This window comes from Pseudoxanthomonas sp. (assembly GCF_036845285.1).
Taxonomy (GTDB): Bacteria; Pseudomonadota; Gammaproteobacteria; order Xanthomonadales; family Xanthomonadaceae; genus Pseudoxanthomonas_A.
Window position 1 is genome coordinate 303,263 of sequence record NZ_DAIUEE010000002.1, and the last position, 25,773, is coordinate 329,035.

The window sequence follows — 25,773 nt, forward strand, 5'->3', positions numbered from 1 at the left end:
TCTGAGAGTTCTCTGGCCCGCCGCTGACGGCGGCGGGCTTCAAGATATTGCCGGTACTATTTTCCATGGCTAGACGGGCACATGTGCCTATCGCATTGGGCGGTGGCGGGAGTCTTGCCGGCTCCCGTGCGATAATCGCCCGTTATTCCTGACGACGGCACAGGCCGCCGCCCCCCCATGTCCTCCGATTCCATGCGGAATATCCGCAATTTCTCCATCATCGCGCACGTCGACCACGGCAAGTCGACCCTGGCCGACCGCATCATCCAGCTCTGTGGCGGCCTCGAAGCCCGCGAAATGGAGGCGCAGGTGCTCGACTCGAATCCGATCGAGCGCGAGCGCGGCATCACCATCAAGGCCCAGTCCGTGTCCCTGCCGTACAAGGCCAAGGACGGGCAGGTCTACCAGCTCAATTTCATCGATACGCCCGGCCACGTCGACTTCTCCTATGAAGTCAGCCGCTCGCTGGCGGCTTGCGAGGGCGCGTTGCTGGTCGTGGATGCGGCACAGGGCGTGGAAGCCCAGTCGGTCGCCAACTGCTACACCGCGGTGGAGCAGGGCCTGGAAGTGGTGCCGGTGCTCAACAAGATCGACTTGCCCACCGCCGACATCGAGCGCGCCAAGACCGAGATCGAGGCCGTCATCGGCATCGACGCCGACGACGCCGTGCCGGTAAGCGCGAAGACCGGCCTCAACGTCGACCTGGTGCTGGAGGCCATCGTCCAGCGCATCCCGCCGCCGAAGCCGCGGGATACCGACAAGCTGCAGGCGCTGATCATCGACTCGTGGTTCGACAACTACCTGGGCGTGGTCTCGCTGGTGCGCGTGATGCAGGGCGAGATCGGCCCGAAGAGCAAGATCCTGGTGATGTCCACCGGCCGTACCCACGAAGTGGACAAGGTCGGCGTGTTCACCCCCAAGCGCAAGGAGCTGAAGAAGCTCGGCGCCGGCGAAGTGGGCTGGATCACCGCCTCGATCAAGGACGTGCACGGCGCCCCCGTGGGCGACACGTTGACCCTCGCTGCCGATCCCGCGCCCGGTCCGCTGCCGGGCTTCCAGGAGATGCAGCCGCGCGTGTTCGCCGGCCTGTTCCCGGTCAATGCCGAGGACTATCCGGCGCTGCGCGAAGCACTGGAAAAGCTGCGCCTGAACGACGCGGCGCTGCGTTTCGAGCCGGAGAGCTCGGAAGCGATGGGCTTCGGCTTCCGATGCGGCTTCCTCGGCATGCTGCACATGGAAATCGTGCAGGAGCGCCTGGAGCGCGAATACGACCTGGACCTGATCAGCACCGCACCGACGGTGGTGTACGAAGTCCTCAGGACCGATGGCACGGTGCTCTCGCTGGACAATCCGGCCAAACTGCCGCAGTCCAACCTGATCGACGAGGTGCGCGAACCCATCATCCGCGCGAACATCCTGACCCCCGAAGCCTATATCGGCGCGATCATCAAGCTGTGCGAGGAAAAGCGCGGCGCGCAGATCGGCATCCAGTACCTGGCCAGCCAGGTGCAGATCAGTTACGAGCTGCCGATGGCTGAGGTGGTGCTGGATTTCTTCGACAAGCTGAAGTCGGTCAGCCGTGGCTATGCGTCGCTGGACTACTCGTTCCTGCGCTTCCAGGCGGGTCCGTTCGTCCGCCTGGACACGCTGATCAACGGCGACAAGGTCGATGCGCTCAGCCTGATCGTGCACCGCAGCCATGCCGACCGGCGCGGCCGCGAGCTGTGCGAGAAGATGAAGGAACTGATCCCCCGGCAGATGTTCGACGTGGCGATCCAGGCCGCAGTGGGGGCGCAGATCATCGCGCGCAGCACGGTCAAGGCGATGCGCAAGAACGTGTTGGCCAAGTGCTATGGTGGCGACATCAGCCGCAAGAAGAAGCTCCTCGAGAAGCAGAAAGAGGGCAAGAAGCGGATGAAGCAGGTCGGCCGCGTGGAGATTCCGCAGGAAGCCTTCCTCGCGGTGCTGCAGGTGGATAGCAAGTAAACAGTGATTCGTGATTCGCGGTGGGTGATTCGTCCTGAGCAGCAGCTGCCGGCTGGATGCTTGAAGTACGAGAAGCCTCGCTTGCGAATCGCCTGTCACCCATCACGAATCACGGACTTTGGGTACACAGATGGTCTGGTTTGAAACAATCCTCGTGGTGCTCACGCTGCTGACGGGCGTGGTGTGGCTGGCCGACAGGCTGTTCCTCGCCAAGCGTCGCCAGGCCAAGGGCGGGCTGCTGGACGAGGAGCCGGTGCTGGTCGACTACTCGCGCGCGTTCTTCCCCGTGCTTGCCGTGGTGCTGGTGCTGCGCAGCTTCATCGCCGAACCCTACAAGATCCCGTCCAGCTCGATGATGCCGAACCTGCTGATCGGCGACTTCATCCTGGTCAACAAGTTCTCCTACGGCCTGCGCCTGCCGATCACCAACCAGAAGTTCCTGGCCATCGGTGAGCCGGTGCGCGGCGACGTGGTGGTGTTCAAGCCGCCGCACGACCCCGAGAACAACTGGATCAAGCGCGTGATCGGCCTGCCGGGCGACAAGGTCGGCTTCCATGGCGATACCGTCTATCTGAACGGGCAGCCCCTGAAGTACCAGACCCTGGGCGAGTACGCCGGGGCGGGCGACCGCGCCGAGGCGTTCGGTGCCACCCTGTTGCGCGAAGAGCTGCCGGGTCGGCCGCACACCATCCTGGAACGCGTGGGCCAGCCGCCGCCGGGCGGCGGCGAGGGCGACTGGGTGGTGCCGCCGGGGCATTATTTCGTGATGGGCGACAATCGCGACAACAGCCTGGATGGCCGGTTCTGGGACTACCATTTCCTGCCGGAGCAGAATCTGCGCGGGAAGGCCTTCCTGGTCTGGCTAAACTGCGAGGGCTGGGTCTGCAAGAATGGCTTCGACGCCTCGCGCATCGGCAACGGCATCGAGTGATCAACCAACACCAACGGGGACGGACGGGGGAATGACGATGAAGCGCAAGCAGAGTGGCATGACGTTGTTGAGCTTTGTGGTGGTGTTGGGTGTGGTGGGCTTCACCGCCTACGTCGCCATGCGCCTGTTCCCGATGTACCAGGAGTACTACGCGGTCAAGTCCTCGATGAAGGGGCTGGCCAACGAGCAGGGCGTGGCCGACATGGATCCGGGCCGAATGAAGGAACTGTTCTTCCGCCGGCTCAACATGAACTACTCCAACAGCATCAAACCGGCGGACGTGAAGATCGAGCGCATGGAAGGCGGCTGGAACATGAGCGTCAGCTACGAAGTGCGCCGGCCGCTGGTCGGCAACCTCGACGTGGTCGGCAACTTCGATGCCGAGCAGGCGATGACGCGGCGCGGCGCGGACTAAGGAGTTGGCGGTTGACCGCATCGGCCATGCCTTCGCCAACCAGGACCTGCTTGCGCAGGCCCTGACGCACCGCAGCGCGGGGGCGCCGCACAACGAGCGGCTGGAGTTCCTGGGCGATGGCGTGGTCAACCTGCTGGTGGCCGATACGCTGTTTCAGCGCTGGCCGAAGGCCGACGAAGGCGCATTGACCCGTGCACGCGCCGAACTGGTGCGCGAGGCCTCGCTGGCGGCCATCGCCCGTCAGCTGCAACTGGGCGAGCGGTTGACGATGGGGCCGGGCGAAATGAAATCCGGCGGCCATCGCCGCGATTCGATCCTGGCCGATGCGCTGGAAGCCATCGTGGCCGCCATCTATATCGATGCCGGCTTCGAGGCCTGCCGCGCCGTGGTGATGCCCTGGTTCGAGGAGTCGCTGGCCGCGTTGCCGGTCGGCCGTCCCGAGAAGGATGCCAAGACCCGGCTGCAGGAGTGGCTGCAGGGCCGCCAGCGCCCGCTGCCCGTGTACGAACTGGTCTCCGAAAGCGGCGACGACCACGCCAAGCTCTTCCTCGCGCGCTGCACCACGCTGGATCCGCCGCTCACGGCGGACGGCGAGGGCACCTCGCGCCGCAACGCCGAGCAGATCGCCGCGGCGGCCCTGCTCGACAAGCTCGATATCTCGAAGTGAGTACCCCGTGAGTGCATCTTCCTCCTACCGCAGCGGCAGCGTTGCCGTCATCGGCCGCCCCAACGTGGGCAAATCCACGCTGACCAACGCCCTGGTCGGCGCCAAGGTCAGCATCACGTCCAATCGGCCGCAGACCACCCGGCACCGCCTGATCGGCATCGCGACCTTCACCGTCGGCAAGGATCGGCCGGCCGGGCAGATCGTGCTGGTCGATACGCCCGGCCTGCACAGGCAGCAGGGCAAGTTCTCCGCCTCGGCGATGAGCCGGGTGATGAACCGTGCCGCGCGCGGCGCGCTGGAGGAAGTCGATGCCGCGCTGATGGTGGTCGAAGCCGGCCGCTGGGACGAGGAAGACACGCTGGCCTACAACGTGCTGCGCGACGCCGGCATCCCGGTGGTGCTGGTGGTCAACAAGGTCGACCGGATCAAGGAAAAGGCGGCGCTGCTGCCGTTCCTGGCAGAAGTCGGACAGGGCCGTGAATTTGCAGCCGTGCATCTGGTATCCGCGTTGAAGCGCAACGGGCTGGACGCGCTGGTGAAGGACGTTCTGGCATTGCTGCCGGAGCAGCCGCCGATGTTCGGCGAGGACGAGATCACCGATCGCAGCGAACGCTTCCTCGCCGCCGAACTGGTCCGCGAGCAACTGATGCGCCAACTGGGCGCTGAGCTGCCTTATGCCACCACCGTCGAGATCGAGAACTTCACCACCGAGGAATCGCCGAAGGGCGAGCTTGCCCGCATCGGCGCGGTGATCTGGGTGGAACGCGAGAGCCAGAAGGCCATCGTGATCGGCAAGGGCGGCGCGCGGTTGAAGGACATCGGCAGCAAGGCGCGCCAGCAGATGGAGCACCTGTTCGGCCGCAAGGTCTTCCTTGAAACGTGGGTGCGCGTGCGCGAAGGCTGGTCCGACGACGAGACCGCGTTGAAGGCCTTCGGATACGAGTGAACCGCCGGCAACGCCCGGTGCCATGCGCCTGACCGACACCGCCTTCGTCCTGCACACGCGTCCCTGGCGCGAGACCAGCCTGCTGGTCGAAGTGCTGGGGCGCGAACAGGGACGGCTGGGCGTGATCGCACGTGGCGTGCAAGGCCCCAAGAAACACGTCCTGCGCGCGGCCCTGCAGCCGCTGCAACGGATCCGGCTGGATGCCGATCTGCGCGGCGAGCTGGCGCGGCTGGTGAGCGCGGAAGCGCTCGATGCTGCCCCGCAGCCGGTCGGCGACGCCATGCTGGCCGCGTTCTATCTCAATGAACTGGTGCTGCGGCTGGCGCCTCGGCACGATCCGTTGCCCGACCTGTTCGATGCCTACGCCCGTACGCGCGACCAGCTCCGGCAGCGCGAAAGCCTCGCGTGGTCGCTGCGACGGTTCGAGCGGGACCTGGTCGAGGCGCTGGGCTTCGGCTTCGCGCTGGATTGCGACGGCGACGGCGACGCCATCGACCCTGCCGCCCGCTACCGGCTGGATCCGGAGCATGGTCCGCGCCGCCTCCACAGCGATCGCGGTCATGGCGAGCGCAGCCAGGCCGCTACCGGCCGTGCGCTCCTGGCGCTGGCCGGCGACCTGCTGCCATCGCCCGACGATCTCGCCAGCCTGCGGTTGCCGATGCGTTCGGTGCTGGCACATCACTTGGGCCCGCGTGGACTGAAATCCTGGGAAATGATCAGCGACCTCGGGCGCCTGAAGCGTCGTGGCGCCGCCCCGACGGGGTAAGAGGGTCAGGGCGTCGGCATGAGCAGGCGACGGCTGGCAGCGGCGAATCCGTCGCGCAATGCCGCATCGCCGGGTGCCGCATGCCAGCGTGCGGCGATCGCGGCCAGCGCGCTGGCGCCGGCGAAACCGCAGCTGGCCTGCAGCCGGTGCAGCTGGGCGCGCAGCGTTGCCTCGTCCGCGCGCTCGAAGGCGTCCAGGCACGCCGATCGAGCGGTCGGCAATTCGGACAGGAACAACTGCCGCAGCATCGCGGCGTGTTCGCGGTTGCCGGCAAGGGCGGCGACGGCGGCGGCTTCATCCCAGTCGGGCCGCGGCGCCAGGACTTCGTCACCGGCATCGCCGAGGAGGGTGCGCACGGCGTGCACCAGTTGCAGCGCGGACAGCGGCTTGACGACGACACCGGCGAAGCCCGCGTGCAGCAGCGCATCGCGCGTCGCGGGAGCGGTATCGGCCGTATGCGCCAGCGCCCGCGGCGACGCATCGGTGGCGCGCAGGCGCTGCAACAGCGCCGCACCGCTGCCATCGGGCAGGTTCGCGTCGATCAGCCAGGCATCGAACGGGCCGCCGGCCGCCAGCGCCTGGGCGCAGGTCTCCGCGACCTGCACGCGCGCCGGCAGGGTTTCCAGCGCGGTCGCCAGGAACAGTGCGCTGGTAGGGTCGTCTTCCACCAGCAATATCGAAGGCCTCGTGCCTGGGGCAGCGGTCATGGTCGGGCATCCTGCGGACTGCGCCCATCTTAGCGCCGCGGGTCGCGCGCGGCGGCCATGCGACAATGCCGCCCCGCCAAAGACACGCAGCCTGACGCCACGTGGCCCGTACCCGCTCCCCCCGCATCGACAAGACCCCGTTTGAAGCTTCCATCTCCGACCTGACCCACGACGGCCGTGGCGTCGCGCGCCGCGACGGCAAGGCCGTGTTCGTCACCGGTGCCTTGCCGGGCGAGCGCGTGATGGCGGAACAGACGGCCAAGAACCGCCATTTCGACGAAGCAAAGACGCTGGACGTGCTCGAGGCCTCGCCCGACCGCGTCACGCCGCGCTGTACGCATTTCGGCACCTGCGGCGGCTGCGTGTTGCAGCACATGGACGAAACGCGGCAGATCGAAGCCAAGCAGCGCGTGCTGCTGGAGAACCTGGAGCGCATCGGCCACGTGACGCCGAAGGCCGTGTTGCCGCCGCTGACCGGCGCCGGCTGGGGTTATCGCCGCAAGGGCCGCTTCTCGGTGCGCCGGGTCAACAAGAAGGACAAGACGCTGGTCGGCTTCCGCGAGCAGGATCCGCGCTTCGTCGCCGACCTGTCCGAATGCCACACCGTCATCCCGGAGATCGGCGGCAAGGTCGCGGATCTCGCCGCGCTGGTCGAGAGCCTGGACGCGCGCGAACACATCCCGCAGATCGAGTTCATCGCTGGCGACGCCAGCGCCGACTTCAGTGGCATCGCGCTGGTGTTCCGCCATCTGCAGCCGCTGAGCGAGGGCGATTGCGACAAGCTGGTGGCCTTCGGCCAGGCCAGCCGTTTCGCCATCTTCCTGCAGCCCGGTGGCCTGGAGAGCGTGCATCCGCTGTGGCCCGATGCACCGCAGCTGTCGTTCTCGCTGGTGCCCTGGGACATCTCGCTGGCGTTCCGCCCGCTGGACTTCATCCAGGTCAACGCCGCGCTCAACGAGAAGATGATCGCGCGCACCTTCGAACTGCTCGATCCGCAACCGCAGGACCGCGTGCTGGACCTGTTCTGCGGGCTCGGCAATTTCACCCTGCCGATGGCGCGTCTGGTCGGCGAGGTGGTCGGCGTCGAGGGCGATGCCGGGCTGGTGGCACGTGCGCGCGGGAACGCCGAGCGCAACACATTGCCGAATGCGCAGTTCCATGCCGCCGACCTGACCCGGGACCAGCGCGGCACGCCATGGATGCGCCAGGGCTTCGACAAGCTGCTGCTGGATCCGCCGCGCTCGGGCGCCATCGAGGTCTTGCAGCAACTGCCGCTGAAACAGTTCGACCGTATCGTCTACGTCAGCTGCCATCCGGGCTCGCTGGCGCGCGATGCCGGTTACCTGGTCAATGAGCAGGGATACAGGCTGGTGTCGGCGGGGGTGATGGACATGTTCCCCCATACGGCGCACGTCGAATCCATTGCCTTGTTTGAGCGAGTTTGATCATGCTGAAAGCAGAGCGATGCGGTGGAAGTCGGGCGCGTTGCGACGCGTTCGTCATCGCGGCGCGCAGGTGGAGTCGGGGCGCGGACATGTTCCCGCATAAGGCGCACGTCGAGTCCATCGCGTCGTTCGAGCGGCGATAACCCTGTAGGAGGGGCTTCAGCCCGGACGGCAGGACCATGGCGAAAGCCGTCGGGGCTGAAGCCCCTCCAACCACGATGCAGGGTTTCACTCGATGGGCATTGAAATCGAACGCAAGTTCCTGGTCGCCGGCCACGCCTGGCGCGCATCCGCGCACGATGTCGTTCCGATGGCGCAGGGCTACATCAACGACATGGGCGCGATGGATCGCGGCGAACAGAAAGCCTCGGTGCGCGTGCGCATCCAGGGCGATACGGCGTTCCTCAACCTGAAGTCGCGCGAGCTGGGCGCCACCCGCCAGGAATTCGACTACGCCATTCCCGTCGCCGATGCGCGCGCACTGCTGGTGCTGTGCGTGGGCGGCGTGATCGACAAGCGCCGCCACTACGTGAAGCACGAAGGCCACCTGTGGGAAGTCGACGAGTTCCTCGGCGACAACGCCGGCCTGGTGGTGGCGGAGATCGAACTGGATCGCGCCGATGAAGCCTTCGTGAAACCGGCCTGGGCCGGCAAACAGGTCACCGACGCCGCGCGCTATTACAATCTGGCCCTGGCGTCGCGACCCTATTCGCAATGGTCGGACGACGAACGCGCCGCCACCGACATCCCCTGAGGACTCCACGAAATGCTCGTCATCGGCATCGCCGGCACCGAACTCACCGCGCAGGAGCGCGACTGGCTGCAGCACGATGCTGTCGCCGGCGTCATCCTGTTCACCCGCAACTTCGCCTCGCGCGCGCAGGTGGCCGAACTGTCGCAGGCGATCCGCGCCGCCGCGCCGCGTCCGCAGCTGGTCTGCGTGGACCAGGAGGGCGGCCGCGTGCAGCGCTTCCGCGACGGCTACAGCGACCTGCCGGCGCTGGAGGTCTTCGGCAAGCTGTACGTGCAGGACCCGCAGGCCGCGCTGCAGCGCGCCGAGGAACACGCCTGGCTGATGGCCGGCGAGATCCTTGCCAGCGGCGTTGACCTGAGCTTTGCGCCGGTGGTCGACCTGGCGCGCGGCAACCGCGCCATCGGCAACCGGGCGTTCGATGCCGATCCGCAGGTTGTCGCCGAGTTCACCCGCGCCTATGTGCGCGGCATGCACAGCGCCGGCATGGCCGCCACGCTGAAGCACTTCCCGGGCCACGGCACCGTGCTGGAAGACACGCACTTCGATGACGCGGTCGACCCGCGCCCGCTGGACGTGCTGCGCGCCGAAGACCTGATTCCGTTCGTCGCCGGCATCGAGGCCAAGGCCGACGCGGTGATGATGGGGCACGTGAAGTACCCGGCCGTCGCGCCGGAGCCGGCGGGCTATTCGCCGTTCTGGATCCAGAAGATCCTGCGCGAAGACGTATCCAATGGAGGCCTGGGCTTCCGCGGCGTCGTGTTCTCGGACGACATCGGCATGGCCGCGGCATTCTCCGCCGGCGGCGTGAAGCAGCGCATCCACGACCATCTGGATGCCGGCTGCGACGTGGTGCTGGTGTGTTCGCCGAAGCTGGTCGACGAGTCGCTGAAGGCGGTCGAAGGCCGCGCCCTGAACACCGCCGCCGTGCTCGGCGTACTGGGCCGCGGCGCACTGGGCTGGGATGGCCTGATCGCCGATGCGCGCTACGGCGATGCGCAGGCGCGCGTGATCGACGACATGAAGGGAGTGGCGTGATGGAATCGCTGGGTAACACGCGGCCGAAACTGGCCGATGCATTGGCCAACGCCGATCTGCTGGTCGACCGCGCGACACTGGACGCTGCCATCACGCGGATGGCCGCACCGATCGCGCGCGACTATGCCGGCGAAGTGCCGGTCTACCTGACCATCATGCACGGTGCGCTGCCGTTCGCCGGCCAGTTGTCGCTGGAACTGGGCGCTCTGGGGCTGGACCTCGAATTCGATTACCTGCATGCGACGCGCTACCGCGGCGAGACCACCGGCGGTGAACTGGTGTGGAAGCACCGGCCTGCCACCTCGCTGTACGGCCGCCGCGTGCTGCTGGTGGACGACATCCTCGACGAAGGCCACACGCTGCTGGCGGTCAAGCAGTGGTGCCTGGAGCAGGGGGCCACCGATGTGCGGATCGCCGCCCTGACCACCAAGCAGCACGACCGCTGCGTGGATGGCATCTGTGCCGACTACGTGGGTCTGGAAGTGGCCGACCGCTACGTCTTCGGCTTCGGCATGGACTACCACGAGCAGGGCCGCAACCTGCCGGGCATCTACGCGTTGAAGGACTGACCATGGCCGACATCGCGCTCGCCGTCATCGGTGGCACCGGCGTCTACACGCTCGCCGACCTGCAGGACGTGGAGACGCGTGAGCAGCAGACGCGTTTCGGTGCGCCCTCCGGTCCGGTCCGCATCGGATCGCTGTCGGGACGGCGCGTGGCCTTCCTCGCGCGGCATGGCGAAGGGCATTCGGTACCGCCGCACCAGGTCAACTACCGTGCCAACCTGCAGGTACTGAAAGACCTTGGCGCCACCCGCGTGCTGGCGCTCAACACCGTCGGCGGCATCACCGACGCCTGTGGTCCGCGCGTGCTGGCCTGCCCGGACCAGCTGATCGACTACACCTGGGGCCGCATCTCCACGATCTGCGAGGAGCCGGGCAGCGAGGTGCTGCACGTCGACTTCGGTGACCCGTACACGCATTTACTTCGCCAGCAGATCCTCGCGGCCGCGCGCGAGACCGGCGTCGATCTGGTCGATGGTGGCTGCTATGGCGCTACCCAGGGGCCGCGGCTGGAAACCCGTGCAGAGATCCGTCGGATGCGCCGCGATGGCTGCGATCTGGTCGGCATGACGGGCATGCCGGAAGCGGGCCTGGCGCGGGAAATGGGCCTGGAATACGCCTGCCTCGCCATCGTCGCGAACTGGGCGGCGGGCTGCGGCACCGACGAGGAGATCACGATGGCGGAGGTGCTGGCGAACGTGGCGGCCGCGTCGTCCGGAATCCCGGCGTTGGTGGCGGCGCTGGCGCACAGGTGATTGTCAACGCGCGCCGGGCTTTGCATACTCGGCATGTGTGACCTCAGGCCACACATTCCACCCGCATCCAGAAAAGGAAATACAAGCGCTATGCCGTACGGTACCGTGAAATGGTTCAACGATGCCAAGGGCTTCGGATTCATCGCGCCAGAAGATGGCAGCGCCGATGTCTTTGCGCACCACACCGCCATCAACAGCAAGGGCTTCCGCAGCCTGCAGGAAGGCCAGCGCGTCAGTTACGAGCTGACCCAGGGCCCGAAGGGTGCACAGGCGTCCAACATCACGCCGGCAGCCTGATCCAAGACGATTTTCTTGAACCCCGCTCCGGCGGGGTTTTTTAACGCCTGCTGTTTTTGCCACGACGCGTCGTGGCACCACGAAGGAACGCCCTGCGCCATGCAGTCCCAGCACATCGCGATCATCGGCTACGGCACCGCCGGCCAGGCAGCGGCGCTGCTGCTGTCGCGCGACGGGCATCGGGTCGAGGTGTTCGAGCGCGCGCCGGTGCTGGGACCGGTCGGTGCGGGGTTCCTGTTGCAGCCCACGGGATTGCAGGTGCTGTGGGAGCTCGGCCTGCTGCCCGGGGTGCTGGCGCACGGCCGGCGCGTGAATCGTCTGTATGGCGAAACGCCCTGCGGCCGTGCGGTGATGGACATGCGCTACGCCGGACTCGATCCGCGTCTGTTCGGCCTCGGCATGCAGCGGGGCGCTTTGTTTGCCCTGCTGGCGGAGGCCTGGACCGGGCAGGGCGCGATCCACCGCGACCATGCCATCGACGCCATCAGCGACGACACCCGTCGCGTGCGCGACCAGCACGGCCACTGGCATGGTCCCTTCGATCTGGTGGTCGCCGCCGATGGGGCGGCGTCCAGGCTGCGCGGCGCCACGGGTGCGGTGACGCGCGAGGCGGTCTATCCCTGGGGCGCATTGTGGCGGCTGGTGCCTCAGGGCGACTGGGCGTGGGGCGACGAACTGCGGCAGCGCTATGTCGCGGCGCGCAAGATGATCGGTCTGTTGCCGGTCGGGACGCGACCGGGCGACGACGTGCCGCGGCTGAGTTTCTTCTGGAGCCTGCCGATTGCCGACTTCGATGCATGGCGCACGCGCGGCCTGCCGGCGTGGCGCGACGAAATCGCGCAGCTGTGGCCCGAGGCGGATGCCCGCCTGGCCGATACCACCGATCCCGGCCAGCTGGCGCGCGCCAGCTACCGCGACGTCACCCTGCGCCACTGGCATCGCGACCGGCTCGTCGTGCTGGGCGATGCCGCGCATGGCATGAGTCCGCAGCTGGGGCAGGGCGTCAACATGGCGCTGATGGATGCGCTGGCGTTGCGCGATGCGCTGCGCGCACAGCCCGTCATTCCTGCCGCTTTGAACGTCTACCAGCAGGAACGCCAGGCGCATGTCGGCGTCTACCAGTTCTGGAGCCGCTGGCTGACGCCGATCTTCCAGTCCGACCTGGACTGGGTCGCGCGTGCACGCGACATCGGATTCCTGCCCGCCGGCCGCCTGCCGGGCGGACGCGGTCACATGCTGCGGGTGCTGAGCGGCACGCAGCACGGGTTCTTCGGCACGTTGAAGCTGAAGCCCGGATTCCTCGCGGCATTGCAGAACGATCTAACCAACGGCCGTCATATCCGCGAAGGCGGGGACCCGGCGACTTCAGGTCATTGAAACGCCGAGGCGCTGGGTGACCAGCCATTCGGCGGTTGAAATGCACTGCCCGCCTTCGCGGGAATGACGAGCAACGGCGCATTGTTCAGGGCAATCCCGGTTTCCGGTTCTCCGTGCATCATCGGGCACAATCGGCGGGGACAGCCCGCCGCGGGAGCCGGTGATGGACGATCTTCCTCCGTTCGAAACGCATCGCGTGGAGAACCAGCCACCGCCATTCGAGCCGCGCGACCTGTGGGCGGACGACGTGGTCCTGCGCGAGGCCGTAGCGCGCGAAGGGGGCGACGCGTTCGCCGAACGGCTCGCCGACTATGGCGCACTGGCCGGTGACGAACTGTATCGGCTCGGCTTCGATGCCAACCGCGACCGGCCGAGACTGCGCACGCATGACCGCACCGGCCAGCGCATCGACACCGTCGAATTCCACCCGGCGTACCACCGCTTGATGGAGGCGGCGAAGACCCACGGTGTCGCGGGCCTGTCGTGGCATGAACCGGCATCCGGCGCGCATGTCGCGCGTGCGGCGCTCAGCTACCTGCATCACCAGGCCGAGGCGGGCACCGGTTGTCCGCTGACGATGACGCATGCTGCCGTGCCGGTGCTGCAGCGCGAACCCGCCTTGCACGAATGGGCAGCGAAAGCCGCTGCGCCGCACTACGACCCGCGCGACGTGCCCATCGCCGACAAACCCGGCATCACGCTGGGCATGGGCATGACCGAGAAGCAGGGCGGCTCCGATGTGCGCGCCAACGCGACGACGGCGACGCCACGCGATGACGGCATGTACGCGCTGGTGGGCCACAAGTGGTTCTTTTCCGCGCCGATGTGCGATGGCTTCCTGGTGCTGGCGCAGGCGCGGGCCGGCCTGACCTGTTTCCTGATGCCGCGCCGCCTGGACGGGGGCGGCAAGAATGCGTTCCGGCTGATGCGGCTGAAGGACAAGCTGGGCGACTGGGCGAACGCCTCCAGCGAGGTCGAATTCACCGGCGCGCACGCGTGGCGGGTGGGCGGGGAAGGGCGCGGCGTGGCGACCATCATCGAGATGGTGATGCTGACGCGGCTGGACTGCATGCTCGGCTCCGCCGCCGAGATGCGCATGGCGCTGGCGCAGGCGCTGCATCATGCGCGCCATCGCATGACGTTCGGGAAGCGTCTGGTCGACCACGCGCTGATGCACAACGTGCTGGCCGATCTGGCGCTGGAGTCGGAAGCCGCCACTGCGCTTTCGTTGAGGGTGGCGCGCGCGGTCGATGCGGCCGCCTCCGATGCGAGCGAGGCCGCGTTCGCGCGCATCGCGACCGCCGTCGGCAAGTACTGGATCTGCAAGCGTGCGCCTGTTTTCGTCAACGAAGCGCAGGAATGCCTGGGCGGCGCAGGCTATGTGGAGGAATCGATCCTGCCGCGGCTCCACCGGCAGGCGCCCCTCAACTCGATCTGGGAAGGCAGTGGCAACATCCAGTGCCTCGACGTGCTGCGTGCCCTGGCGCGGGAGCCAGGCACTGTCCAGGCAGTCGTCCGCGAACTGGCATCCGCAGCCGGCATGGACCTGACCTACGATGTCTTCGTCGAACGATTGCAGGCCGATCTTCCATTCGCGCAGGAAGCCGGCGCGCGAATGATCGTGGAGCGCCTTGCGCTGGCGCTGCAGGCGGCGGTGCTGTTTCGCGCCGGCAGTCCTGCGGCATCCCTGTTCGCCCGCAGCCGGCTGGGCGGTGAGCACGGCCTGGCGTTCGGCACGCTGCCCGCCGACGCCGATGTGGCCCCACTGCTCGCGCGGGCATTGCCGGCATGAGTCGCTGGTTCCTCATCCTGCTGGCATCGCTCGGCGTGGCATCGCAGGCGCATGAAGCCGGCACGCGCCCACCCGCGTTGTTGCCCGCATCGCAACAGGAGGATGCGATCCATGTCTATAAGGCGCAGCGGCGCCTGGACCTGCTGCGCGATGGTCGGGTCATCGCGACCTACCGGATCGTGCTGGGCGGCGTTCCGGTCGGGCACAAGCGGTAGCAGGGCGACCAGCGGACGCCGGAAGGCGATTACCGCATCACCTACCGCAACGACCGCAGCCGGTTCCACCTGTCGTTGCGCATTTCCTATCCGAACGACGCCGACCGGCGGCAGGCCGTGGCGCGCGGCGTCGATCCCGGCGGCGACATCATGATCCACGGCGCCACGCCGCCCGGTTCGCAGGTCGACTGGACAGAGGGCTGCATTGCGGTGACGAATGCGGAGATGGACGCGATCTGGCAGCGCGTGGCGGTCGGCACGCCGATCCGCATCGCGCCCTGACGGGAGGGGCTGCCGGTCAGCGCGCGCCGCCGCGCGAGGCCAGCGCGCGCGAGCCGGTGATGATCAGGCGCACCATCTCCGACAGCTGCTCGATCAGCTCCGCATCCTTCTCAGGCGGCAGGTCCATGGCCGTGGCACCCATCGCGAACACCAGGCGCGTGATCGCCTTGGAGACCAGCGCGGGTTCGTGCAGCGGCGCGTTGTCGCGGGCGGCCAGCCGCACCAGGTCCATGCACAGCTCTTCCTCGAAGAACTGCAGTTCGCGCTCGACCGCGTGCTTGAAGGCGTCCGAACCGACGTTGCCTTCGCGCAGCAGCACATGCAGCAGCTTGTCGTCCGCGCGCAACTGTTCGATGAAGGCTTCCACCGAACCGCGCACTACGCTGCGGTCGCTGCTGGTGGCGCGATGGCGGGCCTCGCCGATGATCTTGCGGAGCGAGCGGCCGGCCAGGTCGATCAGCGCCACGGCCAGTTCGTCCATGTCGCGGAACTGGCGGTAGAAGCTGTTCGGCGCGATCCCGGCTTCACGGGCCACCTCGCGCAGGCTCAGCGTGGAAACGCTGCGATGCGGGCCGACCAGCTTCAGGGCGGCCGCCATCAGGTCTTCGCGTGAAATCGACGCCTTGCGGCCGGGGCCTTGATCGTCCTGGAGCTGCGGTTGCGGGGTTGGGATCACGCGAAGGCGCCGGGCATACGGAAGGGTAGGGGGCATCATAGCCCCGTAAATTAATATACAAGTGTATACACATCCGTCTTCACAGCGGTATAGTGTCTGCCATGAATGCACAGTTCCGTCCGCCCCTCCGCCGGTCCGGTCCCCTTGCGCGGCTGATCCGCCCCCTGGTCAAGCCGGATGTGTTCGATTTCTGGGCCTCGCGCGTCCACCGCACGTGGACCTGGGAACGGCCGCTGGCGCGGCTGGTCGCCCGGGAAACGGCTTCGGTCGACGCGGTGACCCTGCTGTTCAAGCCGAATCGTCACTGGGCAGGCCATCGGGCAGGCCAGCACGTGAACCTGGGCGTGGACATCGATGGTGTCCGGGTCACCCGCAGCTACAGCCTGACTGCGCCGTCGCGCGCGGACGGCCTGCTGCCGGTCACGATCAAGGCGATCGAAGGCGGCCGGGTCAGCCGGCACCTGTGCCGGGACGCCCGCATCGGCGACATCGTCGAACTGGGCCATGCCTTCGGCGAGATGACGCTGCCGGCGTCGCCCGAAGGATCTTTCCTGCTGCTGGCCGCCGGCAGTGGCATCACCCCGCTGATGGCGCTGGTGCGCGAGCTGGCCGGGCAGGGCATGCCGGTCGATGTGACGCTGCTCTATTGGGTGCGCCGCCGCGACGAAGCCTGCTTCCTCGATGAACTGCGCGCCTTCGCCGGCGCCCACCCGCGATTCCGCCTGCGCCTGATGCTGACGCGCGAGGCCGCCGCGTCCGCCGACGAAGCCGAAGGCCGTATCGGCGACGCCTTGCTCTCCGCGCATGGCGGTGAGCTCGCCGCGCAACAGGTGATGGCCTGCGGTCCTGGCGGGTTCGTGGAAGCCGCGCGTGGCCTGCTGGCCTCGCGCGTGACCGCCTTCCATGCCGAAGCCTTCACCGCGCCGCCGGTCGCTGTGGTCGACGAAGGCGAGATCGACATCCGCCTGCAACGCAGCGGGCGCACCCTGCGGGTGGCACGCGGCACGTCGCTGCTGGAGGCGCTGGAGGCGCAGGGCCTCAGGCCGCCCTCCGGCTGCCGCATGGGCATCTGCAACACCTGCGCCTGCGGCAAGTCCGCCGGCAGCACGCGCCACCTGCCCAGTGGCGAGCTGGTCCATGAACCCACCCAGGCGCTGAAGCTGTGCATCCACAGCGCCGCCACCGACCTCGAGCTGGATCTGTAATGGCCGACAACATGCCCTCCCGCAACCGCACGCTCAGCGCCGACGAACTCGACCGCTTCGGCGAAGAACTCGACGCGCTGCGCGCGAAGACCGTGGCGACGCTGGGCGCCCGCGACGCGCGCTACATCCGCAACGTGGTGAAGGCCGTGCGCTACACCAACCTGGCCGGGCGCGTGCTGCTGTTCGCCGCGGCCATTGCCGGTGGCCTGTGGCTGGCCGACAGTGCGGTGGGCTGGCTGTTCTGGGTGCTGTGGGCGCTGGGTGCGCTGTCGCTGGGGCTGGGCAAGATCCTGGACAACATGGAACTGGGCCACAACGTGATCCATGGCCAGTACGACTGGCTGGGCGACCCGCAGCTCAATGGCAAGACCTACGACTGGGACATCGTCGCCACCAGCGACAACTGGCGGCATACGCACAACTTCCGCCACCACACGTACACCAACGTGCGCGGGCTGGACGACGACATCGGCTATGGCCTGCTGCGCATCTTCCCCGAGCAGAAGTGGCGCCCGTTCTACCTGATGCAGCCGTTCATCGCGGTGGTGTTCGCGTTGCTGTTCCAGTGGGGCATCGCCATCCAGGACCTGAAGCTGGGTCGCTGGTGGAGCGGCAAGATGACCAACACGCAGTTGCGCCGCAAATCGGCGCCGGTCGTGCGCAAGATGGGCAAACAACTGGCGAAGGATTATGTGATCTATCCGGCGCTGGCCGGCCCGTTCTTCCTGCCGGTACTGCTGGGCAACATGGTCGCCAATGGCCTGCGCAATGTGTGGACCTACGTGATCATCTTCTGCGGCCACTTCACCGCCAACGCGGAGACGTTCCCGAAGGAATGCATCAAGAACGAATCGCGCGGCCACTGGTACCTGCGCCAGTTGCGTGGCTCGTCGAACCTGCGTGGCGGCTTCCTGATCAATGTGCTGTCGGGCAACCTGAGCCACCAGATCGAACACCATTTCTTCCCCGACCTGCCGGCCAACCGCTACGCCGAGATGGCCAAGGAAGTGCGTGCCATCTGCGCGCGCTACGGCCAGCACTATAACACTGGCACGCTGCTGACCCAGTTCGGCCAGGTGTGCTGGCGCATCGTGCGGCATGCCTTCCCCAGCCGCCCGCGCCATGTGCCAGCGCTGGTGCAGGCCGACGCGATGGCGTAAGCCGTCAGGGGTTGTCCGGCGCCGCGGCCTTGGCTGCGCGCGCCACATCGTGCTTAAGGCGCCACTCGGCGAAGAACGAGGCCGAGATCAGGGCGGTGCCGAGCAGGCCCAGCCACTGGAACCACGGGTTCTCGAAGACGTCGTCCGCCAGGTCGTTGTCCTGCAGTTGCAGGCGCAGCAGGCGTACCTCCGTTGCGATCGCATCGGCGCCGGTCCCGCCATGACGCCGGGCTTCTTCGGCATTGACCGCCAGTTGCGTCATCGCGGCCCGCGACGCGGCATCGTCATCGGGTCTGCGCTCCACGACCACGACCAGCGCACTGGTTACCAGGATCAGGGCGGTGCCCAGCCCGCGCAGCAACGGCGGCAATGATTCGGGGATCATGCGTGGCTTCCGGCCGGGAGACGGCCGCATCCTAGACCACGCGGTGCGCCGTCGTCACCGCGCAAGGCGCGTGCCGCCATCGCCGTCAGTCGAGGAACTGCAGGCGCGCCAGTTCCGCATACAGGCCGTCCTGCGCCAGCAGTTCGGCATGCGTGCCCTGCGCGACGATGCGGCCACGGTCCATCACCACGATGCGGTCCGCTTTCAGCACGGTCGCCAGGCGGTGTGCGATGACCAGCGTGGTGCGGCCCTCCATCAGGCGTTCCAGCGCCTGCTGCACGGCGCGCTCGCTTTGGGCGTCCAGCGCACTGGTGGCTTCGTCGAGCAGGAGGATGGGCGCGTTCTTCAGCAGGGCGCGTGCAATCGCGATGCGCTGCTGCTGGCCGCCCGACAGGCGTGCGCCGCGTTCGCCCAGCTGGCTGTCGAAGCCTCCCGGCAGTTCGCGGATGAAATCGTCGGCCTCGGCGGCTTCGGCGGCGGCGTGCAGCTCCGCGTCGGTGGCGTCCAGCTTGCCGTAGCGGATGTTCTCGCCGGCACTGGCGGCGAAGATCGTCGGCTGTTGCGGCACCAGTGCGATGTGTTCGCGCAGTGCGGCGGGGTCCAGCTCGCGCAGGTCCACGCCATCGACACGCACGCTGCCGGCCTGTGCATCGTGGAAGCGCAGCAACATCGAGAACACGGTGCTCTTGCCCGCGCCGGATGGACCGACCAGCGCGACGGTTTCGCCCGGATGGACGATCAGGTCGAAGTCGTCGAGCGCGGGCAGGTCGGGACGCGACGGGTAGTGGAACGAGACGTTGTCGAAGCGGATCTCGCCCTTCACCGGTGTCGGCAGTGCGCGCGGCGCAGCGGGGGCGCGGATCGCCGGCGTTTCATTCAGCAGTTCGGCAATGCGGCCCATGCCACCGGCCGCACGCTGCAGTTCGTTCCAGACTTCGGCGAGGGCGCCGACCGAGCCGCCGCCGATGAGGGCGTACAGCACGAACTGGCCCAGCGTGCCGGCGGTCATCGTGCCGTCGATGACGTCGTGCGCGCCGGACCACAGCACCAGCGTGATGGCGCCGAAGATCAGCGTGATCGCTGCCGCCGTCACCCAGGCTTGTGCGCGGATGCGGCGGCGCGCCGTGTCCACCGCAGTCGCGATGGCAGCGCCGAAGCGGCCACGCTCATAGGGTTCGCGCGCATGTGCCTGTACGGTGCGCACGGCGCCGAGGGTTTCGCTGGCCAGCGTGTTGGCGTCGGCCACGCGATCCTGGCTGGCCCGCGAGGCTTTCTCCAGCCGGCGCGCACCGAGCACGATCGGCAGGACCGCCAATGGGATACCGATCAGGGCGAATGCCGCCAGCCGCGGACTGGTGAAGAACAGCATGCCCAGGCTGCCGATGACGGTGACGCTGCTGCGCAGGGCGACTGACATGCTGGTGGCGACCACGGTGCGCAGCAGTTCGCTGTCGGCGGAGAGCCGCGACACCAGTTCGCCGCTGCGGGTGCGGTCGTGGAACTCGGCGTCGAGTCCGATCAGGTGGCCGTAGAGCTGTCCGCGCAGGTCCGCGACCACTTTCTCGCCCAGCAGCGACACGAAATAGAAGCGCGCGGCACTCGCCAGCGCCAGCACGACGGCCACCACGAACAGGAAGAGGAAGGCGCGGTTGATGTTCGCGCCATCGGTGAATCCGTTGTCGATCATCTGGCGGAAGGCGACCGGCAGGCTCAACGTCGCGGCCGACGCCAGTACCAGCGCCAGCAGCCAGGCGCTGAACAGGCCAGCGTGTTGCTGCACGAACGGCCACAGGGCGCGCAGGGTGCCCAGCTTGGCTTTCGGTCCGGCGGCTGCGCCGTCCGGTGAATCGGGTGGAGTGCTCATCGGGGATCCGTCTTCGAAGCGGTTGTGGGAGGGGCTTCAGCCCCGTCCAGGCCGCCGTGCTTCCTGCGTGCCGGAAGCCCCTTCCACAAACACCTGCCGTCTACGACTGGGCGGGTTCGATAACGCGCACCCGGTTACGGGTGGCGTCGCGGAGCTGGGATTTCAAGGCGCCGACGCGATCCGCCGGCAACTGCACGCGCAACCGCGCCCCGGTTTCGTCGAAGCCTTCGTCCTGTTTCACGGCTCCATGGACGCTCAAGGCCCCGTGCACATGGCCCAGGTCGTCGAACGGGCAGATCAGTTCCACACTCGCCAGCACGACCAGCGGTTCGCGTGGCGCCAGCCGCAGGCACTCCGCCGCCGCGCCACCGTAGGCCCTGACCAGGCCGCCAGCCCCCAGCTTGATGCCGCCGTACCACCGCGTCACCACGACCATCACCCGGTCGAAGCCCTGGCCATCGATGGCGGCCAGGATCGGCCGGCCGGCCGTGCCCGCAGGCTCGCCGTCGTCGCTGGAGCGGTACTCCTGGCCGATCCGGTAGGCCCAGCAGTTGTGGGTCGCGGCGGGATCGCCGATCTCGCGCAGGAAGGCGAGCGCGTCATCGGCGCTGCCGACGGGTGCCGCCTGTGCGAGGAAACGGCTGTGCTTCACCTCCAGCAACTGCGAGGCGCGCGCGGCGAGCGTGTCGCTCACAGCGTGCCGAGCAGCGGGCGCAGGTCGTCCGGCACGCGCTGGAACGGGTGCTCCTGCACGAACAGTTGCAGGCTGCGCAGGGCCGTGGCGTTGTCGCCCAAGTCGCGGCGCAGGCGGATGCGGTCCAGCCACTCGTCGGGTGGCAGTCGCGTGTCCGCGTCCACCGGCACCTGCAGGTCGGTACGACGCAGCGCATTGCGGGCCGCACTGGGCTGGACGCTGCCGGCACTCGCGGCGGGCGGAGGTGGCGGGGGAGGCAACAGGACAGGTGAGGGTGCCGGGGCGGCATCCTGCGGCCTGGCCTGGCGCTCGCGCGATTTCACCCGGCTGCCGGTCACCGAGATGCGGTCAAGGGACGGGTCGGTCTGGTTCGCGGCCTTGGCCACCGCTTCCCGTTGATCTTCTTCATGGCGGGCGCGCTGCTCCTGTTCCTGCTGTGCCGCGACGCGATACTGCGCACGTTCGCGCACGCTGGCTTCAGGCACGGCCGCAGTAGCCGCCGCGGCGGGGGTCGTGTAGCCATCTGCGTCGGCGGGGAACGCCTGCGGCACCGCTTCCGATGCGGGAGGCGCAGGCGGGCTGGCAGGCGCGGGTATCAGGGCCAGTGGACTGCGCTTCGGCGCAGGCGCCTGGCGCGCGACGGCCTCCGCGTTCTGGCGGGCGGGTCCCGAGGCCGGAACTCCGCGCTCGACGGGTGACGATGACAGGACCTTGGCTGGCACGGGGGGAGCCACCTCCTGCGTCACCGCAGCGGGCGGCGCGGGCATCTCGGCGGCCGGTGCCGCCGCATCCGCCGCAACGACCCGGGCGCTGTCGGCCGGCACGCCCGACGACCGCTCGGTCTCCATCGGCACTTCGCTGGCCACCGGAACCTCGTGGACCGGGCGAAGCTGCCAGGCGATACCGGCCGCAAACAGCACCGACGCCGCCACGCCCATTCCCAGCGGCCAGCGACGACGGTGGGATGAAACGCGTCCACCGGCCGCAGGCGCCGTCTGAACGGCCGCACGCGCCGCGCCCAGGATGCGCGCATCCAGGTCCGGCGACGGGCCGCCATGCGGATCCAGTCGCGACAACGACTGCGCGAGGGCGCGCTCTTCGGGGGTCAGGGGCTCGTGGGGCATGCTCATTCGTTCAATCTCGTCCGCAACCGGTCCATCGCATAGCGCAGGCGCGATTTCACGGTTTCCCGGCCGACGCCGGTGATCTCGCCGATCTCCTCCAGGGTCAGTTCCCGCTCCAGCCGCAGCAGCAGCACCTCGCGCTGCTCCGGCGGCAATTCGTCCATGGCCAGTTGCAACCGCCGCCGCTGTTCGAAGTCGGACAGCTGGCGCTCCGGCGTATCGGGGTCCGGCACGCGGGCGGTCCGTTCGTCCGCATCCGCCGGCGCCGCCGGCCGATGCTTGAGCGCGCGCCAATGGTCGTTCAGGCGATTGTGCGCGATCCGGTAGAGCCAGGTCCCGAACGCCGCTTCCGGTTTCCAGCCCTGGCGCGCGCTGATGACGCGTTGCCAGGTGTCCTGGAAGAACTCGTCGGCCAGCGCGGCATCGCGCAGGTGCCGCAACAGGAAGCGGTACAGCGGGCCGCGATGGCGCGCATACAGTTGTTCGAACGCCGACGCGTCGCCTGCGGCGTAGGCCAGCATCAGGGTCTCGTCGGCGGGTTCTGCGAGGTCGTTCACTGCCGCCAGCGTAAGCGGTCCACGAGTGCCCGTGAAGCCGTGCGGCTGCACGAGCGCCGCCGGGTCCATCGACGCCTGCCCGCCAGGAACCCTGCGGGCTGTGGAGCAGGCGGCGGTGGCGGTGGCGGAAGACACGTGCAGGACGAACGTCCGGACGCCTTTGCCGGGGTTGCGGCAGCGGTTTCCGTTCAGGGGGTGGCAGGCGGTATGCTCGCCGCGGGGGAAATCCGGATACAGCACACCGACTCGGTCGGAATATGGGCATGCCTACGCCATCGGTCAGCACCGACAACCCGGCCAGCGCGGACGCCTCACCAGCGGAACGGATCGCGCTGGTCCTGCGTGGGCTGCTGCCGGCGGGCGCGGAACTGGCGGTCTGCTGGCGCGACTGGGCGCTCGGCAATGCCAGTGGCGCCACGCCCGGGGCATCCATCGCGTTGCGGCGACGCGCCGAGCATGCCCTCGCCGAAGCGATGGTCGACCACGATGGGCCGGAACTGCGCGTGCATGCGTGGGACAACGCCGACGGCAACGCCCGTGTCGCGCTGGCGCTCTCGCTGCCGGCGCCCTTCGCGGACGACGACGAAGCCTCCTGGGTGATGCTGGCCCGCACGTTGCTGGTGACCTCGCTGGACGCCTCGCGCGCGCAGGCCCGCGTGGTCTCGCTGGAAAAGTCCAAACGCCTGCAGCAGGCGCTGTACGAGATCGCCGACCTCGCCGGTGCCGACCTGGAGATGCCCGAGATGCTCCGCCGCATCCATGCGGTGGTGAACTCGCTGATGTATGCGGAGAACTGCTACATCGTCCTGTACGACGACCAGCGACGCACCGTGCGGTTCCTCTACTTCGCCGACCAGCGCGACCCGTACATCGCCGAGCCCGAGCGCGAATTCAGCGAAGAGGAAATGGTCAACAGCATGACCTTCGCACTGCTGCGCCACGGACAGCCGCTGCGCGGACCGTCGGCGGTGATCCGGCAGAAGCTGGGCGTGGTGCGCGATCCATCGCACGGCCCGGACAGCCTGGACTGGCTGGGCGTACCGATGCGCCGCGACGACCATGTCTGCGGCGCCATCGTCGTGCAGAGTTACGACGCGCCGGCGAGCTACGCAGACGAGGACCGCGCGCTGCTGGGCTACGTGGCGCAGCACATCCTCACCGCGCTGGACCGCAAGCACGCGCACGTGGAACTGGAGCATCGCGTGGCCGTGCGCACGCACGAACTGCAGCGCGCCAACCGCGAACTGCAGGCCGAGATCATCGAGCGCAAGCGCGCCGAGAAGCTGCAGCGTGCGCTGTTCCGCATCACCGACCTCGCCATCACCTCGGAAAACCTCGAGCGCTTCTACGCCGACGTGCACATGGTGGTCGATGAGCTGATCAACGCGCGCAATTTTTACATCGCCCTGCTGTCGGACGATGGCAGGGACCTGAATTTCCCGTATTCGATCGACGAACGGGACCCGATGCGCAAGGCGCGGCGCATGACCAACGGCTTGACCGAGTACGTCATCGATACCGGTCGTCCGTTGCTGGCCGACCGCGAGGTGGTCGGCCAGCTGGCCGACGCCGGCAAGGTGCTGCAGCACGGTCCGCCCGCTCACAGCTGGCTGGGCGTGCCGCTGTTCCGCGGTGAGGACGTGGTGGGTGCGGTGGTCGTGCAGAGCTATTCCGAAGAGGTGAAGTTCACCACGCACGACCAGAACCTGCTGACCTTCGTCGCCCACCACATCGGCAATGGCCTGGATCGCCAGCGTGCGCAGGAACGCCTGCGCAGCGCGCACGCCGAGCTGGAGCGCCGCGTCGACGAGCGCACCCGCGAACTCGCCGAGGCCAACCTGCAGCTGCGTGGCCAGATCGGCGAGCGGCTACGCATCGAGCAGCAGTTGACCCACCAGGCCACCCACGATGCGCTGACCGGGCTGCCGAACCGCCCGCACCTGCTCGACCGGCTGGCTGCCTCCATCGAACGTGCGCGGCATGGCGACGGTCAGGCGTTCGCGGTGCTGTTCCTCGACCTGGACCGGTTCAAGCTGGTCAACGACAGCATGGGGCATGCCGCCGGCGACGAATTGCTGGTCGAAGTGGCGCGCCGCATCACCATGAGCGTGCGCGACGAGGACGTGGTGTCGCGGCTGGGCGGGGACGAGTTCGCCCTGCTCGTCGAGTACGCCGAAGGCGTGGAGAACGTGCGCGAGTTCGCCCAGCGCCTGCTCGCCGTGCTCGGCCTGCCGATGTGGGTGGCCGGCCGCGAACTGTTTCCGTCCGCCAGCCTCGGGATCGCGGTGTGGCATCCGCGCTATCGCAACGGCGAGGAACTGCTGCGCGATGCCGACGCCGCCATGTACCGCGCGAAGGAACAGGGACGCGACCGTTGCGCGATGTTCGACGAGGCGATGCGCGAAGCCGCCGTGCAGAGCCTGGATCTCGAGGCCGACTTGCGCCGCGCGATCAACCATCGCGATTTCATCCCGTTCTACCAGCCGATCCGGCGCATGGACGATGGGCGTGTCATCGGCCACGAGGCGCTGCTGCGCTGGCAGCACGAGCGGCGCGGCCTGCTGCTGCCTGCGGAGTTCATCGGCCTGGGCGAGCACAGCGGGTTGATCGAGCAGGTCGACTGGCTGCTGTACGAGCAGGTGGTGCGGCAGATCGCGCGCGGCGTCGAGGGCTATATCTCGGTGAACGTCTCGCCGCGGCATTTCCGTTCGCCCGACTTCGGCGACCGCCTGTTGGCGATGTTCGAGGCCCAGGGCGCCGATCCATCGCGCCTGCGGCTGGAGATCACCGAGGTCGCGCTGCTCGACGACGCACCACGCACGCTGCGCATCCTGCGCACGTTGCGCCAGCACGGCATCCTGGCGCAGCTGGACGACTTCGGCACCGGATTCTCCGCGCTGTCCTACCTGCACCGGTTCCCGATCTCGGTGCTGAAGATCGATCGCAGTTTCGTATCCGGCCTTGGCAACGAGGCGCGTCCGGAGAGCCTGGCGCTGGTGCGCGCCATTCTCGCACTGGCCAGCACGCTCGGCATCGAAACGATCGCCGAAGGCGTGGAAACCGAGGAGCAGCGGCAGGCGCTGATCGACCTCGGTTGCCACCTTGGGCAGGGCTATCTGTTGGGGCGGCCGGCGGCGCAGATGGAGAGAGCAGCGGCTGACGCGGCGTGACCATG

General features: G+C 68.1%; 25 protein-coding genes and 1 pseudogene. 19 read left to right on the forward strand and 7 right to left on the reverse strand.

What is annotated here, in order from left to right:
* The first annotated feature begins 192 nt into the window (after window positions 1–192).
* The 6 genes from lepA to recO all read left to right on the forward strand — a co-directional run bounded on the left by lepA (window position 193) and on the right by recO (window position 5,711).
* The gene (gene lepA / locus V7060_RS03975; protein WP_334178089.1) at window positions 193–1,986 is read left to right on the forward strand and encodes a translation elongation factor 4; all 1,794 of its coding nucleotides are present in this window, start codon (window positions 193–195) and stop codon (window positions 1,984–1,986) included.
* 130 nt (window positions 1,987–2,116) lie between these two features.
* A complete protein-coding gene (gene lepB / locus V7060_RS03980; protein ID WP_334177950.1) occupies window positions 2,117–2,917 on the forward strand; it encodes a signal peptidase I in 801 nt (266 codons plus the stop codon).
* Window positions 2,918–2,954: 37 nt separating this feature from the next.
* Window positions 2,955–3,332 (forward strand): DUF4845 domain-containing protein, encoded by a 378-nt coding sequence (locus V7060_RS03985; protein ID WP_334177951.1) that lies wholly within the window; start codon window positions 2,955–2,957, stop codon window positions 3,330–3,332.
* Window positions 3,333–3,336: 4 nt separating this feature from the next.
* Window positions 3,337–3,999 (forward strand): ribonuclease III, encoded by a 663-nt coding sequence (gene rnc, locus V7060_RS03990; protein WP_334177952.1) that lies wholly within the window; start codon window positions 3,337–3,339, stop codon window positions 3,997–3,999.
* Between the two features lie 7 nt (window positions 4,000–4,006).
* Window positions 4,007–4,945 carry a GTPase Era gene (era, locus tag V7060_RS03995; RefSeq protein WP_334177953.1) on the forward strand — a complete coding sequence of 313 codons (939 nt, stop codon included), beginning with the start codon at window positions 4,007–4,009 and terminating at the stop codon, window positions 4,943–4,945.
* Window positions 4,946–4,967: 22 nt separating this feature from the next.
* Window positions 4,968–5,711, forward strand: a complete 744-nt coding sequence (gene recO / locus V7060_RS04000; RefSeq protein ID WP_334177954.1) for a DNA repair protein RecO — start codon at window positions 4,968–4,970, stop codon at window positions 5,709–5,711.
* A gap of 5 nt (window positions 5,712–5,716) precedes the next feature.
* Here the strand turns inward: recO and V7060_RS04005 are convergent, their stop codons facing one another.
* Window positions 5,717–6,418, reverse strand: coding sequence for a response regulator (locus V7060_RS04005; RefSeq protein ID WP_334177955.1), 702 nt, complete (start codon window positions 6,416–6,418; stop codon window positions 5,717–5,719).
* 101 nt (window positions 6,419–6,519) lie between these two features.
* Here V7060_RS04005 and rlmD point away from each other — a divergent pair, with 101 nt between their 5' ends.
* The 10 genes and pseudogenes from rlmD to V7060_RS04055 all read left to right on the forward strand — a co-directional run.
* A complete protein-coding gene (rlmD, locus tag V7060_RS04010) occupies window positions 6,520–7,863 on the forward strand; it encodes a 23S rRNA (uracil(1939)-C(5))-methyltransferase RlmD (RefSeq protein ID WP_334177956.1) in 1,344 nt (447 codons plus the stop codon).
* A gap of 235 nt (window positions 7,864–8,098) precedes the next feature.
* On the forward strand, window positions 8,099–8,617 hold the full coding sequence (locus V7060_RS04015; protein WP_334177957.1) for a CYTH domain-containing protein: 519 nt from the start codon (window positions 8,099–8,101) through the stop codon (window positions 8,615–8,617).
* Window positions 8,618–8,629: 12 nt separating this feature from the next.
* Window positions 8,630–9,652, forward strand: coding sequence for a beta-N-acetylhexosaminidase (nagZ, locus tag V7060_RS04020; protein ID WP_334177958.1), 1,023 nt, complete (start codon window positions 8,630–8,632; stop codon window positions 9,650–9,652).
* Entirely contained in the window at window positions 9,652–10,221 is a 570-nt protein-coding gene (locus V7060_RS04025; protein WP_334177959.1) for a hypoxanthine-guanine phosphoribosyltransferase, read from the forward strand. Before nagZ ends, V7060_RS04025 begins: the two co-directional genes overlap by 1 nt.
* On the forward strand, window positions 10,218–10,970 hold the full coding sequence (locus V7060_RS04030; RefSeq protein ID WP_334178090.1) for an S-methyl-5'-thioinosine phosphorylase: 753 nt from the start codon (window positions 10,218–10,220) through the stop codon (window positions 10,968–10,970). The genes V7060_RS04025 and V7060_RS04030 overlap by 4 nt, the downstream gene beginning before the upstream one ends.
* Before the next feature lie 90 nt (window positions 10,971–11,060).
* Window positions 11,061–11,267 (forward strand): cold-shock protein, encoded by a 207-nt coding sequence (locus V7060_RS04035; protein WP_055942196.1) that lies wholly within the window; start codon window positions 11,061–11,063, stop codon window positions 11,265–11,267.
* 99 nt (window positions 11,268–11,366) lie between these two features.
* Window positions 11,367–12,644 (forward strand): NAD(P)/FAD-dependent oxidoreductase, encoded by a 1,278-nt coding sequence (locus V7060_RS04040; RefSeq protein WP_334177960.1) that lies wholly within the window; start codon window positions 11,367–11,369, stop codon window positions 12,642–12,644.
* 163 nt (window positions 12,645–12,807) lie between these two features.
* Complete coding sequence (locus tag V7060_RS04045) at window positions 12,808–14,436, forward strand: acyl-CoA dehydrogenase family protein (protein ID WP_334177961.1); 1,629 nt, start codon at window positions 12,808–12,810, stop codon at window positions 14,434–14,436.
* Entirely contained in the window at window positions 14,433–14,651 is a 219-nt protein-coding gene (locus V7060_RS04050) for a L,D-transpeptidase (protein WP_334177962.1), read from the forward strand. Before V7060_RS04045 ends, V7060_RS04050 begins: the two co-directional genes overlap by 4 nt.
* Window positions 14,652–14,666: 15 nt before the next feature.
* Window positions 14,667–14,933: pseudogene (locus V7060_RS04055) on the forward strand (L,D-transpeptidase family protein); the annotation flags it as partial.
* A gap of 16 nt (window positions 14,934–14,949) precedes the next feature.
* Here V7060_RS04055 and fabR read toward each other — a convergent pair.
* Window positions 14,950–15,606 carry an HTH-type transcriptional repressor FabR gene (gene fabR / locus V7060_RS04060; RefSeq protein ID WP_334178091.1) on the reverse strand — a complete coding sequence of 219 codons (657 nt, stop codon included), beginning with the start codon at window positions 15,604–15,606 and terminating at the stop codon, window positions 14,950–14,952.
* A gap of 104 nt (window positions 15,607–15,710) precedes the next feature.
* Here fabR and V7060_RS04065 point away from each other — a divergent pair, with 104 nt between their 5' ends.
* Together V7060_RS04065 and V7060_RS04070 are read left to right on the forward strand one after the other, a co-directional pair.
* Window positions 15,711–16,814: a ferredoxin reductase gene (locus V7060_RS04065; RefSeq protein ID WP_334177963.1), complete on the forward strand. Its 1,104-nt coding sequence runs from the start codon at window positions 15,711–15,713 to the stop codon at window positions 16,812–16,814.
* A gap of 11 nt (window positions 16,815–16,825) precedes the next feature.
* On the forward strand, window positions 16,826–17,974 hold the full coding sequence (locus V7060_RS04070; RefSeq protein ID WP_334178092.1) for an acyl-CoA desaturase: 1,149 nt from the start codon (window positions 16,826–16,828) through the stop codon (window positions 17,972–17,974).
* 4 nt (window positions 17,975–17,978) lie between these two features.
* Here the strand turns inward: V7060_RS04070 and V7060_RS04075 are convergent, their stop codons facing one another.
* The 5 genes from V7060_RS04075 to V7060_RS04095 all read right to left on the reverse strand — a co-directional run bounded on the left by V7060_RS04075 (window position 17,979) and on the right by V7060_RS04095 (window position 22,598).
* Window positions 17,979–18,359 carry a hypothetical protein gene (locus tag V7060_RS04075; RefSeq protein WP_334177964.1) on the reverse strand — a complete coding sequence of 127 codons (381 nt, stop codon included), beginning with the start codon at window positions 18,357–18,359 and terminating at the stop codon, window positions 17,979–17,981.
* Between the two features lie 85 nt (window positions 18,360–18,444).
* Entirely contained in the window at window positions 18,445–20,223 is a 1,779-nt protein-coding gene (locus V7060_RS04080) for an ABC transporter transmembrane domain-containing protein (RefSeq protein WP_334177965.1), read from the reverse strand.
* 100 nt (window positions 20,224–20,323) lie between these two features.
* Window positions 20,324–20,917 (reverse strand): YigZ family protein, encoded by a 594-nt coding sequence (locus V7060_RS04085; protein WP_334177966.1) that lies wholly within the window; start codon window positions 20,915–20,917, stop codon window positions 20,324–20,326.
* A complete protein-coding gene (locus V7060_RS04090) occupies window positions 20,914–22,041 on the reverse strand; it encodes a hypothetical protein (protein ID WP_334177967.1) in 1,128 nt (375 codons plus the stop codon). Before V7060_RS04090 ends, V7060_RS04085 begins: the two co-directional genes overlap by 4 nt.
* A 2-nt stretch (window positions 22,042–22,043) precedes the next feature.
* Complete coding sequence (locus V7060_RS04095) at window positions 22,044–22,598, reverse strand: RNA polymerase sigma factor (RefSeq protein ID WP_334177968.1); 555 nt, start codon at window positions 22,596–22,598, stop codon at window positions 22,044–22,046.
* A 263-nt stretch (window positions 22,599–22,861) separates the two neighbouring features.
* Between V7060_RS04095 and V7060_RS04100 the strand changes: the two genes are divergently transcribed.
* Complete coding sequence (locus tag V7060_RS04100; RefSeq protein ID WP_334177969.1) at window positions 22,862–25,768, forward strand: EAL domain-containing protein; 2,907 nt, start codon at window positions 22,862–22,864, stop codon at window positions 25,766–25,768.
* The last annotated feature ends 5 nt before the right edge of the window (window positions 25,769–25,773 follow it).